The organism is Corynebacterium humireducens NBRC 106098 = DSM 45392 (assembly GCF_000819445.1).
Classification (GTDB): domain Bacteria; phylum Actinomycetota; class Actinomycetes; order Mycobacteriales; family Mycobacteriaceae; genus Corynebacterium; species Corynebacterium humireducens.
On the sequence record NZ_CP005286.1, the window covers coordinates 2004644 to 2019686 of the forward strand.

At 68.6% G+C, this 15043-nt stretch carries 13 protein-coding genes and 2 pseudogenes; 8 read left to right on the forward strand and 7 right to left on the reverse strand.

Features of this window, described 5'->3' with window-relative positions; translation table 11 throughout:
* Positions 1-34: 34 nt before the first annotated feature.
* Positions 35-820 (reverse strand): annotated as a pseudogene (locus B842_RS09885) (IS256 family transposase); the annotation flags it as partial.
* A 126-nt stretch (positions 821-946) separates the two neighbouring features.
* Here B842_RS09885 and B842_RS09890 point away from each other — a divergent pair.
* A pseudogene (locus tag B842_RS09890) lies at positions 947-1573 on the forward strand (NAD(P)/FAD-dependent oxidoreductase); the annotation flags it as partial.
* Positions 1574-1624: 51 nt separating this feature from the next.
* Here the strand turns inward: B842_RS09890 and B842_RS13715 are convergent.
* The 3 genes from B842_RS13715 to B842_RS09900 all read right to left on the reverse strand — a co-directional run bounded on the left by B842_RS13715 (position 1625) and on the right by B842_RS09900 (position 4158).
* Entirely contained in the window at positions 1625-1768 is a 144-nt protein-coding gene (locus B842_RS13715; protein WP_156119499.1) for a hypothetical protein, read from the reverse strand.
* A 66-nt stretch (positions 1769-1834) separates the two neighbouring features.
* Positions 1835-2827, reverse strand: a complete 993-nt coding sequence (locus tag B842_RS09895) for a bile acid:sodium symporter family protein (RefSeq protein ID WP_052437878.1) — start codon at positions 2825-2827, stop codon at positions 1835-1837.
* 110 nt (positions 2828-2937) lie between these two features.
* The gene (locus B842_RS09900) at positions 2938-4158 is read right to left on the reverse strand and encodes an alpha/beta fold hydrolase (RefSeq protein ID WP_040086434.1); all 1221 of its coding nucleotides are present in this window, start codon (positions 4156-4158) and stop codon (positions 2938-2940) included.
* Positions 4159-4177: 19 nt separating this feature from the next.
* Between B842_RS09900 and B842_RS09905 the strand changes: the two genes are divergently transcribed.
* A complete protein-coding gene (locus B842_RS09905) occupies positions 4178-4921 on the forward strand; it encodes an aldose epimerase family protein (protein WP_040086436.1) in 744 nt (247 codons plus the stop codon).
* Here the strand turns inward: B842_RS09905 and B842_RS09910 are convergent.
* Positions 4908-6260, reverse strand: coding sequence for a YeeE/YedE thiosulfate transporter family protein (locus tag B842_RS09910; protein ID WP_040086439.1), 1353 nt, complete (start codon positions 6258-6260; stop codon positions 4908-4910). The genes B842_RS09905 and B842_RS09910 overlap by 14 nt on opposite strands.
* Positions 6261-6377: 117 nt before the next feature.
* Here B842_RS09910 and B842_RS09915 point away from each other — a divergent pair, with 117 nt between their 5' ends.
* Together B842_RS09915 and B842_RS09920 are read left to right on the forward strand one after the other, a co-directional pair.
* Positions 6378-8036, forward strand: a complete 1659-nt coding sequence (locus B842_RS09915; RefSeq protein ID WP_040086440.1) for an FUSC family protein — start codon at positions 6378-6380, stop codon at positions 8034-8036.
* Entirely contained in the window at positions 8029-9660 is a 1632-nt protein-coding gene (locus tag B842_RS09920; RefSeq protein WP_040086442.1) for an FUSC family protein, read from the forward strand. The genes B842_RS09915 and B842_RS09920 overlap by 8 nt, the downstream gene beginning before the upstream one ends.
* On the opposite strand, the gene B842_RS09925 is transcribed toward B842_RS09920, so the two are convergent.
* Together B842_RS09925 and B842_RS09930 are read right to left on the reverse strand one after the other, a co-directional pair.
* The gene (locus tag B842_RS09925; protein WP_040086444.1) at positions 9653-10219 is read right to left on the reverse strand and encodes a metallophosphoesterase; all 567 of its coding nucleotides are present in this window, start codon (positions 10217-10219) and stop codon (positions 9653-9655) included. The genes B842_RS09920 and B842_RS09925 overlap by 8 nt on opposite strands.
* Before the next feature lie 2 nt (positions 10220-10221).
* Complete coding sequence (locus B842_RS09930; RefSeq protein ID WP_040087580.1) at positions 10222-10860, reverse strand: DsbA family oxidoreductase; 639 nt, start codon at positions 10858-10860, stop codon at positions 10222-10224.
* 152 nt (positions 10861-11012) lie between these two features.
* On the opposite strand from B842_RS09930, the gene B842_RS09935 reads away from it, so the two are divergent.
* Genes B842_RS09935 through B842_RS09950 form a run of 4 tightly spaced genes read left to right on the forward strand, consistent with a single transcriptional unit; the run spans position 11013 to position 15035 of the window.
* Positions 11013-11963 carry a hypothetical protein gene (locus tag B842_RS09935; protein ID WP_040086446.1) on the forward strand — a complete coding sequence of 317 codons (951 nt, stop codon included), beginning with the start codon at positions 11013-11015 and terminating at the stop codon, positions 11961-11963.
* Between the two features lie 27 nt (positions 11964-11990).
* On the forward strand, positions 11991-12698 hold the full coding sequence (locus B842_RS09940; protein WP_245631403.1) for a YoaK family protein: 708 nt from the start codon (positions 11991-11993) through the stop codon (positions 12696-12698).
* A 54-nt stretch (positions 12699-12752) separates the two neighbouring features.
* Positions 12753-13871, forward strand: a complete 1119-nt coding sequence (locus B842_RS09945) for an alpha/beta hydrolase (RefSeq protein WP_040086449.1) — start codon at positions 12753-12755, stop codon at positions 13869-13871.
* An 18-nt stretch (positions 13872-13889) separates the two neighbouring features.
* Positions 13890-15035 (forward strand): alpha/beta hydrolase, encoded by a 1146-nt coding sequence (locus tag B842_RS09950; protein ID WP_040086451.1) that lies wholly within the window; start codon positions 13890-13892, stop codon positions 15033-15035.
* The last annotated feature ends 8 nt before the right edge of the window (positions 15036-15043 follow it).

Consider the following 15043-nt stretch of genomic DNA (forward strand, 5'->3'; position numbering starts at 1 on the left):
GTTTCAGCGTGTCCACCATCAAGGGGTCAGGTCCGTTCTTAGCGAAGTGCGTGCGGCACCGCTGCCAGGAGGCGTTGGGCAGCACCTCGCCGATGGCGTGCTGGATCCCCAGGTGCGCGTCGCTGGTGACCAGGTACACCTGGTCCAGGCCCCGGGCCTTGAGATCGCGGAAGAAACCGGTCCAGGAGGCCACCGACTCCGAGGTGGCGACCTGCATACCGAGTAGTTCCCGATAGCCTTCGGCATTGACGCCGGTGGCCAGCAGGACGGAGGTCTTGACCACCCGCCCGCCTTCACGGACCTTCATGGTCAACGCGTCGCAGGAAACATACAGATACGGGCCAGAATCCAACGGGCGGGTCCGGAAATCCTCCACCATCTGATCAAGATCTTTGGCCATCTCTGAGACCTGTGATTTCGAGAGATTGTTGATCCCCAAGCTGGCGACCAGGTCGTTCATCCTGCGGGTCGACACGCCTTTGAGGTAGCAGGTGGCGATCACGGTGGTCAGGGCCCGTTCGGCCCGGGTGCGTCGTTCCAGCAGCCAGTCCGGGAAGAAGGAACCGGTGCGTAGTTTCGGCACGGCGACGTCGATGGTGCCGACTCTGGTGTCGAGGTCTCGGTGGCGGTAGCCGTTGCGGACGTTGGTGCGGGACTCGGATGTGGTGGCGTAATCGGCGCCGCAGATCTGGTCGGCCTGGGTGGACAGGATCTGGTTGATGAAATTCTGCAGCATCTGTCTCATCAGGTCCGGGGAGGCTTGAGACAGTAGGTCGTCGAGGTAGGTGGTCGGGTCGATATGATGGGGGCCAGCGGCCATCGTGGGTTGTCCCTTTCGAGGAGATGTAGGAGTTGATTCGAAAGGTACTGCGGTGGTCGCCCACATCTTCCATGGGGTCCTCACCGGCAGTTACAGATACACCACGCTAACGGACGTCACCACGTAGACACCGCTGACCTGCTCTTCGCATCGTGGCCTTACAGACTCCTACCCGATGTCCAGCGTCCAGTCTTCGACAAGATCCGGGAGGACGATCGCGAGTTCTACGACAGATTGGAGGAAGCCGGTTTCACGCTCGACTTCGGCGATGACAACTCCGGCCTCTTTCTCAAGTATCTGCGCCGCGGTTCTGGGTACTACATCGATGTCGGTGCCTCTGACCTCGTAGCAGAGGGGAAGATCCCGGTGCGTTCAGGAGTGAGCATCGACCATGTCACCGAAACGTCGGTGGTACTCACCGACGGCACAGAGCTTCCAGCCGACGTCATCGTCCTGGCCACCGGATATGGCTCCATGAACGGCTGGGCCGCCCAGCTCATCAGCCAGGATGTCGCCGACGAAGTGGGACGTTGCTGGGGCCTCGGTTCCGACACTACAAAGGACCCTGGTCCATGGGAGGGAGAACTGCGCAACATGTGGAAGCCGACCCAGGTTAAGGGACTGTGGTTCCACGGAGGAAACCTTCACCAGTCGCGACACTACTCCCGCTATTTGGCACTCCAGCTGAAGGCCCGCTATGAGGGAATGGACACACCCGTCTATAACCTCGCTCCGGTCCATCACACCAGCTAAGAAACGACACGAGACCGGGTGCACACCGCACCCGGTCTCTTCCCTGCGCCCTTACCCCCCGTACACCTGGGTGAGGATCCCGGGGTCGAGGACGCGCTCCTCGGAGACCTCGAAGACTCCGAGCTCGGTGGCCAGTCGATCGAATTCGGTGACCTCTGTCATGGACAGGGTCACATGCTCACGGTTGTCCTGCATGATTTCACCGCACCTTCTCGGTCGACGCGATACCAGTGGACTCACTGTAGCCCACCGGGGTGTCGTCTACGAGACGGACACCTTCTCTTCAACAACCCTGGTGCGATTCTGTTCCTCCGGGAGCGGGAAACGGCGGGCGGCCGCGGCGTAGACCGCGCCTGTGATGTTGTGGAGGACGGCGGCGACGGCACCCGGGAGGGCGGCCTCGGGGCTGAAGAACTTGGCGGACATACCGGAGGCGAGTCCGGCGGACTGGGTACCCACCTCAACCGCCATGGTGCGGTTGTTGGACTCCGGCAGGCGGAAGAGCTTGCCGGTGACATAGCCCAGCAGGTAGCCGAAGACATTGTGCAGGAGCACGGCGAAGAAGACGATCATGCCGACGGCGGCGAGGCGCTCGGTGTTGTTGGCCACGGTCGGGAAGACGACGCCGCCGATGCCGAGGATGGAGATCCACGGCAGAACAGGGGCGATGAGGCCGATCCACTTGTCCAGGAAGTAGCGCAGGACGAGGCCACCGATAACGGGGAGCAGCACGGTCTGGACCAGCGTCATCGCCATGCCCCAGCCGTCGACGTCGGTGCGCTGGTTCGCCAGGGCGAGCATGAGCATCGGGGTGACGATCGGCGACAGCAGGGTCGACACTGAGGTCATCGCCACGGACAGGGCGACGTCGCCCTTGGCCAGGAAGGTGATGACGTTGGATGAGGTACCGCCCGGCACGGAGCCGAGCATGAGCAGACCGACGGCCAGCGCCTCATTGAGGCCCAGCATGCGGGCCACAGTGACGGCGGCGACGGGCATGATGACGAACTGCGCCACCACGCCGAGGAGGATGGCCCACGGTCGGCGGGCGATCTCCCGGAAGTCCGGGATAGTCAGGGTCAGGCCCATGCCGAACATGATGATCATGAGGAAGTACGTGATGTACTGCGACCACGGCTGGAACGGCGCCGGGAAGAGGTAGGCGATGGCGGTGCCGACGAGGATGAACAGGGGGAAGGCCGTCACGGCGATGGCGGCGGAGCGGTCCTCGCGGGAGCGGAACACGGCAGACATGAATCCTCCAGTGGAGATGGTGAGGTCTCCCGTCATCGGCCGTCAGGGGTGGGCTGCCGGTGCCAGAAGAAATGTCGCGGCGGGTGTGCGCTGGTAACACCATAAAGCGCTTATGAACGCACCATTTTCATGAGGTGACGCAGGATGCGGGCACCGTCGGCCCGCAGCCCGTCATGCTGGTGATCGGCGGTCTCCCAGACGCGCAGGTCGCGGAAGTGGGCGGCGGTCTCCAGAGAGAGTTCGCGGGGGACGAAGATGTCGTCTCGGTAGACGGCGGCTGCGCACACGGCCGTCGCTTCCCCGAGTGCGGCCGCGTCGTACTGTGGCTCCCAGTCGCGTGCCGCCAGGTCCTCGGCTGCCCCGCGGAAGTCGCGGAGGGCAGGGTCCTCCTCGAAGAGCCAGGGGTAGATGTGTTCACCGGTGAGGTGGAAACGTTCGGCGCGGACGGGGTCGAGGTCCTCCCCGAAGCCCTCGACCTCCTCGCGGACGCGGTGCGCCGCCCACGCGGGCACGCCCGGGTAGATGGTCTCGTGGATGGCGGCGTAGAGTGGGGCCGACTCGAAGGACAGGCGCCCACTGAGGTCGGCCAGGGTGTCGCCACGGAGGCGCTTCTCGCCGCGGACGTGGTGGAAAGGGGCGTCGAGAAGCATCGCGAGGTTCTCGAATCCCGCCCCGCGCCCCAGCTCAATGCCGATGGTGCGGAAGCGGCGGGAGCTCAGTCGCTCACCGGTGGGCAGACGTTCGTCGGAGTTGTCGAGGTGGTGGCAGATCTCGCGGATTCGCGCCTCCGCCCAGGGCACCGACCTGTAGAACTGTTCGTGGCGGGCGGCGAGCTTGCTGTAGGTCGCGTGGTAGACCTCCTCGGCGGGACCGAAGCCGGGGAGTCCTCCGGTGAGGTAGGCGTAACGGATCGCGTCGGGGTGCTGCGAGAGGTAGGTGGTGGTGCAGAAACCGCCGAAGGACTGGCCGAGGACGTCCCAGCGCTCGATGCCCAGGTGCCCGCGGAAGGCCTCGGCGTCGGCGACGATGTCGCTGGCCCGGAGATGGGCGAGGTGGGTGGCGTCGAGAAGCGTGGGGTCGCCGTGGCGGTCGATGCGTGTGGAACGGCCGGTGCCGCGCTGATCGAGGAGGAAGACGCGGTGATCGGTGAGCGCCTCGGAAAGCCAGCCGTCGAACGAGGGGCGGGCGGGGTAGCCGGGGCCGCCCTGGAGGAAGAGCAACGGCGGCAGGGTGTCATCGCGGGAGATCTCGCGGCAGAACACCTCGATGGTCTCCCCCTCGTACCAGGGGACGGTGAGAGTGTGGTCGCGGACGGTGACGGCACTGTACATTGCGCCTACCTTAGAGGGTATGGACGACCTGTTGACCGTCGGCCGGATGCGCATCTGCCCCGCCGGCGCCCATGTGACCAGCACCGACACCGATCTCGGGGAGTTGTTCTACCTCTCCTCCACGAGTGGTTTCCCGATCCGCGGCGGCATTCCCGTCATCGCGCCGGCGTTCGCGGACCTGCTTCCCGACGCCCCGCGTCACGGCTGGGCCCGCACCTCCGACTGGCGGGTGACCACGGATTCGCGGAGTTTCACGGCGACGCTCTCCGAGGAGGGACTGGGGCTCACGCTCAGCGGCCATGAGCTGGCCGACGGCCTGCGCATCACCCTGACCATGAGCAACGACTCCGGGGAGGACCGAGTCGTGCAGATGGGCTTCCACCCCTATTTCCTGGTCGCCGACGTGCGCACGGTGCGCCTGCACGGCCTCGACGGCGTCACGGTCACCGACCGCCTCACCGGCGCGGAGTCCACCCAGGCCGGTGAGGTGCGTATCGACGCCCCCTTCGACCGCATCTTCCACGCCTCCCGGGAGGTGCGTATCGACGACGGCGAGCGCGTCATCACCGTGGCCTCCGAGGGCGCGGACTCGGTCGTGGTCTGGAATCCCGGAGAGGCCGACATGAAGGATGTCGGCCCCGGGGAGTGGAGTCGTTTCGTGTGCGTCGAGCCCGCGGTCCTCGGTGCGGACCTGCGGGGTGTGACACTGCCGGCAGGTGAGGATCTCACCCTGGCGATGACGGTGACCGTCAGCCCTTCCTGATGGTGATCTGCCAGGAGGCGTCGCCGGTGGCGTGGAAGTCGGTGACGTCGTGGCCGTTCTCGGCGGCCCACTGCGGGATGGTCTCGGTGCCCTGGGTGCAGTCGAAGTCGATGACCAGTTCCTCGCCGGTCTCCAGGGAGTTGAGCACGTCCCTGGTCTCGATGAGCGGGAAGGGGCACACGGCACCCATCTGGTCGAGGGCGTAACGGCCCTCGGCGATCGGCTGGGCCTTGGTCACGCGCGGGGCGGTCTTGAGGGCGACGGCGCCGGTGGCGACCTGGAAGGCCGGGGTCAGCGGGGTGGTGTCGAGGACGGCGTCCTCGGCGGAGGTGGGGGCCGGGGCCGGAGCAGCGGCCGGCTTGAGCCAGATCTTCGCGCCGGCGCCGACGCCGAGGGCGATGAACAGCAGGGCGACCCAGCCCTGGTAGCTGAAGAGGGCGGTCTGGACCATGCCGTTGCCGACGGTGCAGCCACCGGCCAGGGCGGCGCCGACACCCATCATGCTGCCGCCGATGACGGCGCGGGTGGCGGTGGTGGCGTCGGGGACGCGCAGGCGGAACTCGCCGGTGGCCTTGGCGGCGGCGAAGGCGCCGATGAACAGGCCGAGGACGAGCATGACCCCCCAGTCGACACGCTCGACGTCGCCGGTGACGATGAAGTTGGCGACGTTGCCGGTCGGACCGGTGATTCCCAGACCGGAGTTGCGGCCGGCGGCGGCGGACAGCGGCCAGGCGATGACGCCGATGAGTCCGACGAGGGCACCTGCGGTGTAGAGGTGCAGGGGGCGCTTCCACAGGGGGACGTCGAGACGCGCGGCCTTCTTCTCGGTGGCCAGGTAGTGGCGGGCGGCCAGGGCGGTGCCGACGGCCAGGGGGACGGCGAAGAACCAGGCGGAGACGCCGAAGGTGGCGGGCAGGGTGGTCAGGCCGGAGTCGACGGACTTCATGCCGACGTTGAGCCAGTTGAGCGCACCGGTCTGCATGGCGGAGGCGGACAGGGCGTAGAAGACGAGCGCGATCCAGGAGCCGATGAGTCCCTCCGCGGACCGGAACCACGTTCCGGATGCGCAGCCGCCGGCCAGGATGATGCCCAGGCCGAAGACGAAGCCGCCGACGGTGACGGCGAGCGGGGCGAAGGCGTTCTCCTTCGGGGCGATGACTCCGGCGCTGGTGAGCGCGGCGACGCCGAGTGCGTGCACGGAGATGACGATGAACAGCGCCACGATGGTGCGCCAGGACCTCTGCAGGAAGATGTCGCGGAGCATGCCCGTGACACAGAACCGTCCGCGTTGCATGACGACGCCGAGGACTGCGCCCACGGCCAGACCGGTGAGGATCATGGATCCGCCTTTCATGTGATTTTTACTTACTGGACCGAAAGGTACATCACCGCAAACCATTCTGTCTAGTTTTGCAGACCATTCTGTTCATTTCATTCACGGTCTATCCTGATTCACATGATCGAGACGCTCCCACCACGGCCCAGCCCCTGGCAGCTGTTCACGGCCTTCCACTCCCCCGGTCCCCGCTGGCCGGGTGCGCTGCGCGCCGGGCTGGCGATGGGACTGCCGGGCACCCTCGCGCTGCTCCTGGGGCTCGAGGCGGAGCTGCTGCTGATCGCCGCCGGCTCGTTCACCGTCATCCACGGCGAGGGGTACGCCTACCGCGCCCGGTGGAAGGTGCTGCTCACGGCGGGTGCCTTCTTCATCACGGGGGCGGTGGCCGGCGCCTTCGTGGGCACCGTGGTGTGGGGGCAGATCGAGGCCGGGGCGACGCGCTGGTGGCTGCTGCTCACCGTCATCTTCTCCACGACGATCGCGGGATTCGGCGTCTTCATCGCGAACGCGCTCCGACTGCCACCGCCCGGGCCGTGGTTCATCCTGCTCGTCGCGGGAGCCTCGACCATGACCTACCGCCTGGGGCTCAACCCGGTGGAGGTCGGCGCCTGGGCGGGCGTCGGCGTGCTCAGTTCCCTGCTCGTCGGCATGGCCCCGGCCCTGGTCAACCCGCACGGCCCGGAGCAGAAGGCCGTGCGGGTGCTGGAGGACACGGTGGCGGACATTGACGGCGACATGAGCGTCGCCAAGCTGCACCAGGCGCAGACGGCGCTGACCAACGCCTGGTTCATGCTCGCCGACGCGGGGGCCATCCACGCCGGACGCATCGTCGACTCCTCCGGTCTGGCGGAACGCACCCTCGCCGCGCAGCTCAAGCTCGCGGGCACCGACAGCCGCGCGGTCGACGAGATCTCCGACAACAAGAACCTCATCGACGTGGACCGGGCCCGGGTGCCGCACTTCCGGCCGTCGGTGAGCTACCGCCTGTACCGGTCGGTCCACCCCGACAGCCACGCCATGATGACCGCCTCGCGGGTCGTGCTCGCCTGCCTCGGCGCAGGCGTCACGAGCGTCAGCCTCGGTTTCGACCGTCCCGACTGGGCGATCGTCTCCGCGCTGCTCATCCTGCAGTGGGGGCCAGACCGCATCCCCGGCACGGTCCGCGGCGTGCACCGCTTCCTGGGGTCGGTGCTCGGCGTGGTGCTCTTCGGCGGGCTCCACCTGCTCGGCGTGCACGGCTGGTCGCTGATGCTCGCGCTGTCGGTGTGCCTGTTCTTCGCGGAGATCTTCGTCACCCGCAACTACGCGCTGACCGTCATCTTCACCACCCCGGTCGCGCTCATGCTCGGCGGCGCCCTCGACGTCGACCTCGACGTGACGATGACCGAGCGTGTCATCGAGATCGTGTTCTCCGTCGTCTTCGCCCTCGTCCTCCTGTGGCTCTACCGCCCGGACGCCGAGCCCGCCCACCATCTGCGCCTGCAGCGACGCTGCCGCCGCGCCATGAGCTCCCTGCTCGGGGCGCTGCTCACCGCCACCCCGGACCAGACGCTCGAGCTGCGCCGCGACCTGCAGTACGAGCTGCTCAGCGAACGTCGCGCCGCCCAGTCCCTGGCCCGCAACAACCCCGACATCGCCGAGGAACGCTGGAACGAGCACCTCGGGCTGCAGCGCGCGGGTTACGCCCTCCTCGACTACTGCGAGGCCCACGGCGACCTCCGCCTGCCCATCGGCGACATCCAGGCCGTCGCGGAGAGGATCGAGGCCCACCATGAATGAGCCCCTGCCCCCGCGGCTCGGCTTCTGGGACCTGTTCACGGCGGTGCACTCCCCCGGCACCCGCTGGCCCGGCGCGCTGCGGGCGGCCCTGGCGCTGGCGCTGCCCGGTTCGGTCGCGCTGCTGCTCGGTCACGACGCCGAGATGCTGCTCATCGCCGCGGGCGGATTCACCGTCATCTACGGCGAGGGACATCCGGTGCGCACCCGGTGGCGGGTCATGGTCGTCGCCGGGCTCCTGCTGGTGACGGGCACGGTGGCGGGCGCGTTCGTCGGTTCGGTGGTATGGGAGCAGGGCGGCCGCTGGTGGCTGCTGCTCGCCGCCCTGTTCACCGCGGGCGTCGCCGCCGTGGGCGCCTTCGTGCAGAACGCCCTGCGCCTGCCCCCGCCGGGTAGCTTCTTCATCGTCATGGTCACCGGCGGCGCGACGATGGTGGCCCGCCTCGGCCTCAACCCTCTGGAGGTCGGCGCGTGGGCCGGCGTCGGCGCCCTGAGCGGCCTCGTCCTCGGCATGACCTCCGGCCGGAAGGCGGAGCACCGGGCGGTGGACACCCTGGAGAAGGCGGTGGAGGACTTCGCGGCGGGCGAGGCCAGCGTCGCCAAGCTTCACCAGGCCCGCACCGCCTTGTCCCACGCCTGGAACATGCTCGCCGACGCCGGCGTGATCCGCGCCGGACGCATCATCGACGAGTCCCGCGGTGACCTGGTCCGCCGGACGCTCACCGCGCACCGGCGGCTCGCGGCCCTCAACACCCCGCCCGACGACCCCGAGGAGCTGACCGACACCCCGAACTTCATCGACCTGACGCGGACGGCGATCCCGCACACGCGGCCGTCGATAAGCTACCGCCTCTACGGCTCCCTCCACCGGCACAGCCACGCGACGACGACCGCGTGGAAGGTCTTCGCCGCGGCCCTGGCGGCCGCCGTCCTCGGCATCGCGCTCGGCTTCGACCGTCCGGACTGGGCGATCGTGTCGGCGCTGCTCATCCTGCAGTGGGGGCCGGAGAGCCTGCCGGGCACGATCCGTGGGCTCCACCGGCTGCTGGGGTCCGTGCTGGGCATCGGCCTGTTCACCGTCCTGCACCTGCTCGAGCTCAACCTGTGGGGGCTGCTGCTCGCGCTGGCGGTGTGCCAGTTCTTCGCCGAGATCTTCGTGGTGCGCAACTACGTCCTGTGCGTCATCTTCACCACTCCCCTGGCGCTGATGATGGGCAACGCGCTGGCGCTGCCGCTCGGCGAGACGGTCGTCTCCCGCACGACCGAGGTGCTGCTCTCGGTGGTCTTCGCGGTGGCCCTGCTGTGGGTCGGTCTGCGTGACCCCGAGAACCACGCCCGCCTGATGCAGCGCAGCCGCGAGGCGATGATGACGCTGCTCGGCGCGCTCCTGGCGGACACCCCGGACCGCGCCCTCGCGCAGCGCCGTGACCTGCAGTTCGAGCTGCTCGGTGAGCGACGGGCGGCGCAGTCCCTGGCCGCCAACCTCCCGGATGCGGCCGCCGCCCGCTGGAATGAGCACCTCGCACTGCAGAGCGCGGGCTACGCGCTGCTCGACCGGTGCAACGCCCAGCCCGGCACGCGGCTGCCCATCGGCGACATCCAGGCCGTCGCCGACCGGCTCAGCTGAACAGGATCCGCTGGACCGCGTCCTGACGCGCCGGCTTCATTCCCCAGGCGTCCTGGCCGACGTCGACCAGCCCCTCGCCCGTGTCCGGGTCGCGGGAGTGCAGGTGGCCGTGGACGATCCACTCGGCCTCCAGGCGCACCTCGTCGTGCCGCGAGGGCATGCCCGGGTGGTCCATGCCGGGACGCGGGAAGTGGTTGAGGTAGACGTTGCGCCCCTCCCACTTGAGTTTCTGGTACGCCTGCACCGAGTGGAACACCTCGAGGAACATCCGCTGCGTCTTGTGCGCCGACCGGTGGATCGGGTGGCACGAGTCGTGGTTGCCGGGGATGAGGTGCATCTCCAGGTGGGCACCGTGGATCTTCAGCAGCTGCAGCGCCCGGCGCTCATCCTCCGAGGAACCACGGGAGAGGTCCCCGAGGATCCAGAGGCGGTTGCCGACGGGCAGGTTGCGGATCCCCTCGAGCACCGCGTCATCGTGCTCCTCGACGGTGCTGAATCCCCGCAGCCGGGCGATGAACTGGTGCCCGAGGTGCAGGTCGGAGGTCAGCCACACGCTCATGGTCACTCACCCGCCGCGATCTGCTCCAGGGCCCGGGTGAACACCTCGACGGGCTGCGCCCCGGAGACCGCCAGGCGACCGTCGAACACGAAGAACGGCACGCCCTGCACACCGATGCGGCGCGCCTCGGCGATGTCGGCCATGACCTCCTGCGAGTAGGCGGACTCGTCGGCGAGCACCGACTCGACGTCCTGCGGGCGGAGGCCGACCTCCGCGGCCAGGGAGCGTAGCTCGTCATGGTCGGCGATGTTGCGGCCCTGCGTGAAGTAGGCGCGCTTGACCAGTTCGTCCCACTCGACCCCGCGGTCGTCCTCCCGTGCCAGGACGCCGAGGCGGTGGGCGGTCATGGTGTTGACCATGTGCGACTCCCGCCAGTTGAAGTCCAGGCCGACCTGCGCGGCGCGGGCGGCGAGGCCGTCGTTCATGGCGACGACCTGTTCCTCGCTCATGCCCTTGACGCGCGTGAGGTAGTCCAGTGCGTTGCCGGTGGACTCGTGGGGAGCCTCGGGGTCGAGCTGGAAGCTGCGCCACACGATCTCCACGTCATCGCGTCCGGCGAACTCCTCCAGGGCGAGGTTGAGGTGCCGCTCGCCGACGGTGCAGAAGGGGCAGATGTAGTCGGACCAGATGTCGATGCGCATGACCCCATTCTGCATGTCGCGGGCGGGGCATGCTTTTCCGTTGCAGGAGACACAAAGGGATAACGGCACCTTCGCAATCCTTTACACCTTCACCACAAGGGGATATCGTGTGATCTACGTAACATTTTCGGGGGTGACGGAAGGATGAAGTCATGGACCTCCAGCTACAGGCGAGGACACAGCAGTTCACCGCCGAACTCGTCCGCGCGATGCCCCAGCTGTCCGTCGCCCAGGCCGTCTCCGCGGCACTGCAGATGGCCGACGCCCTCGACCTGCACCGCTACGAGGACTTCGGCGCACTCGTCGGCCTGGTGAAGACGCTCCAGCTCCGCCCCGCCTTCGAGTGGGAGCTCTTCGGCTACGAACCGGTGGACGGGGCCGTCCCCGTCCGCCTCGAGGTGCCGCACGAACCGGGCCGGGACCACCGGATCCACTTCGAGGACCACTACCTGTCCTTCCACATGCGCCGCGTCCACCCGCCGGGCGTCCACCTCTTCGACTACCAGGACACCGTCGGCGGCTGGCGCAAACGCCTCGGCTACGTCACCCGGCCCTCCCTGGACTACGCCGAGTTCGCGGAGGCCGCCGCCAACCGCCGCCTCCCGCTGCGCCGGGTGGAGATGCTCGGCAACCTATGGAAGATCGGGGCCGTCGCCACGTGGGAGCGGGAACGGGAGGGCGAGACCTCCTGGTGCCACGTCCAGCGCCACCCGCTGCCGGGCGAGTCCCCGCACCCGCAGATGACGGAGCAGGACGCCTGGTACCGTCTGCGCATCCACCCCGAGGTCGGCCGGGACGTCATCGTCGAGATCGCGCGCTGCCTGGCGGAGATCCACCTGGGGTACGTCGAGAAGCTCTGGGAGGTGCCGGAGGACAGCCGCGCGCAACGCGGCCCGGAGTCGGAGGCCGCCGCCTACCTCGCGCTCGAAAGACTGTGGGTCCCCCAGCGCAGCCGCCGCACCGACTGGTACCGCCGCTACACCGCCGGCGAGCCGATGGCCGCGGACTTCCGCTGGGACGCCGTCTACGAGGCAGCCCAGCAGGTGGAGGACCTCCTGCGTGGCGACACCGCACCGGTCACCGCCTACACTGGAGGTCTGTAGGTCCAGACATAACCAACCAAAGGAGCGGTGTTGCAGCGTTACACCGCCGGTGAGAAGAATCTGGCGGTGAGCTTCGCGTTCATCGCCGGTTTCGTCGACTCCATCGGCTTCATATTCCTCGGTGGCGTGTTCCTGTCGTTCATGTCGGGTAACACCACCCGCATCGCCGCGGCCACGGTCGACGGCAAACCCGACCTGGCGTGGCTCGCGGGTTCCGCGGTGATCTTCTTCCTCCTCGGCGTCATGGAGGGCGCGCTCGTCCGGCGCCTGGCCAAACGCCGGGTGCGGCCGGACCAGGTCCGCGAGGTCGTCATGATCAACATGTGCGTCCTGTTCACGCTGTCCGCCCTGCTCGTCCTGCTCGGTGCACCGCGCGCCGCCATCATCGTCGCCTCCCTCGGCATCGGCTCGATGAACTCGATCTTCGAACGGGAGGGCGAGGTGTCCATCCCGCTGACCTACATGACGGGCACCCTGGTGAAGATGGGCCAGCGTTTCGTCGACGCCTTCTTCGGCGGCTCCCACCGGGAGTGGCTGGGGCACCTGAAGATGTGGGCGGGCCTGACCACGGGCGCCTTCACGGGTGCGCTGGTCTACCGCTACCTGGGCATCCAGTCGCTGTACGTGGTGGCCCTGCTCACGTGGGCGGTCACGGGCGTCGCCCTGGGCCTGCGCATGTGGGCGCGCCGCCACGCGATCGGCTCCGTGGTGAAGGTCAAGGTCGACCCCTACTAGGTTGCCAGACACCTGCCAAGGTGTTACCAGTGACGGGGACTAGCCTGGCGCCCCATGCGCCCGACGATCCCCACCCTGGCCGCCACGCTCCTGTTCCTCCTCCCGGCCCCCGCCGTCGCCGACAGCCCCCTCCGGGACTCGCTGGCGGACTCCAGCCGGGACGTCGACGCCACCGGCGCGCTCGTCGAGGGCACGGTCGACTCCCTCCACCGCATCGGCTCCTCCGAACTGCCGCTGCCCGCCGTCTCCCCCGACCCGCGCTTCCCCCTGCCGCTCTCCGACGCCATCGTCCGGCCCGGCGTGCTGCACCGTGAGGTCATCGACGCCGACGCCCGCCTCGAGCGCTGGAGCATCGCCTCGCCGGCCATGAAGCGCCCCGTCGACGTGCAGATCATCCGCGCCCCCGGCCCCGCGCCGCTCCTCCTGCTTCTCGACGGCATCGACTCCCCCTCCGACAGCGACTGGATCACCCGGGGCCGCGCGCCGGAGGTCTTCCGCGACGAGAACGTCACCGTCGTCATGCCCACCGACGCCACCGCCTCGCTGTACTCCGACTGGGTGTCCGACGACCCGGTCCTCGGCCGGCAGCAGTGGGAGACGTTCCTCACCGCGGAACTCCTCCCGCTTCTCGACGCCCACCCCGACCTCCACTCCACCGGCCGCCACGGCGTCGGCGGACTGTCCATGGGTGCCGCCGGGGCACTGCACCTGGCGGCCAACCACCCCGACCTCTTCGACGGGGTCTTCGGCATCTCCGGCTGCTACTCCCCTCTCAGCCCCATCGGCCGGCAGACCACCAACCTGATCGTCGCCTCCCGGGGCGGCACGTTGGACAACCTGTGGGGCGAGTTCGGCTCCCCGCAGTGGCAGCGCCACGACACCGCCGCCCACCCGGAGGGCCTGCGCGACATGGCCGTGTACCTGACCGCCGCCACGGGTGCCCTCGAGGGTGCGGAGCTGCAGGAGTTCCTGGAGTCCGAGGAGCTCACCTCCATGGGCACCATGCTCGAACGCGGGGCCCTGACCTGCACGAGGGACCTGGACCTCGCCATGCGTGCGCACGGCATGACCCACCAGCAGGTCGTGTACCGGGACACCGGCGCCCACAACTGGATCCACTTCCACAACGAACTCCGGCCCGCCTGGGAGGCCATCCGCGACGCTCTGCAGTAGGTCAGTACAATCCCGCGCATGAGAAGACTGACCGCCGCGCTTGTGGCCACCGCTCTTGTCTCCCTGCCCGCGACCGCCGCCGCGCAGAGCGCCGACGGACTGATCCTCGACTCCTCGGAGTCCTCCAGCCACCGCCCGCAGTCCTCCGGCTCCGCGCTGGGGATGGCCGTCAGCTCCCTGTCGCTGCTCGGCTCCTCGGACATCTCCCTGCCCGAGAGCATGCGCGACGTCGACCCGCGGTACCCGCTGCCGACGACCGGGGAGATCACGGAACCGGCGATCGTCGAGAAGCGGGTCGAGGACCCGGCCATCCGCCTGGAACGCTGGACCGTCGCCTCCCCGGCCATGAAGCGCAACGTCTCCGTGCAGATCATGCGGGCGGCCGACCCGCAGGTCCCGGCCCCGATGGTCTACCTCCTCGACGGCGTTGACGCCCCCTACCACGGCGGCTGGATCGGCCAGGGTGAGGCCCAGAAGGTGTTCCGCGACGAGAACGTCACCGTCGTCATGCCCACCGAGGCGATCGCCTCCATGTACTCCGACTGGGTGGCCTACGACCCGGCGCTGGGACTGCACATGTGGGAGACCTTCCTCACCGAGGAGCTCGCGCCGCTCCTCGAGGCCGAGCCGGAGCTCAACTTCAACGGCCGCCGCGGCATCGGCGGGCTGTCCATGGGCACGAACGCCGCCGTCCACCTCGCCGCCACGCACCCGGAGATGTTCCACGGCGTGTTCGGCATCTCCGGCTGCTACTCCCCGCTCAGCCCCATCGGCCGCCAGATGGCCGGCCTGGTGGTCACGTCCCGGGGCGGCACCCTGGAGAACATGTGGGGCGAGTTCGGTTCCGACGAGTGGATCTACCACGACACCGTCTCCGCCCCCGAGGGGCTGCGCCACCAGGCCGTCTACCTCTCCGCCGCGAACGGTGCCGTCTCCGCCGAGGAGGCCGCCGCCTACCGGACCCAGGACCCGACGAACATGGCCGTGGGCACCATGCTGGAGCTGGGCGTCCTCCGGTGCACGCAGGATCTCGACGCCGCGCTGCGCGCCCACGGCATGACCCACCAGGTCGTCGAGTACAAGGAGGAGGGCGCGCACAACTGGATCAACTTCAACCGGCAGCTGCAGCCTGCCTGGGACACGATCCGGCCTGCACTGATCTAGCTAGTCTG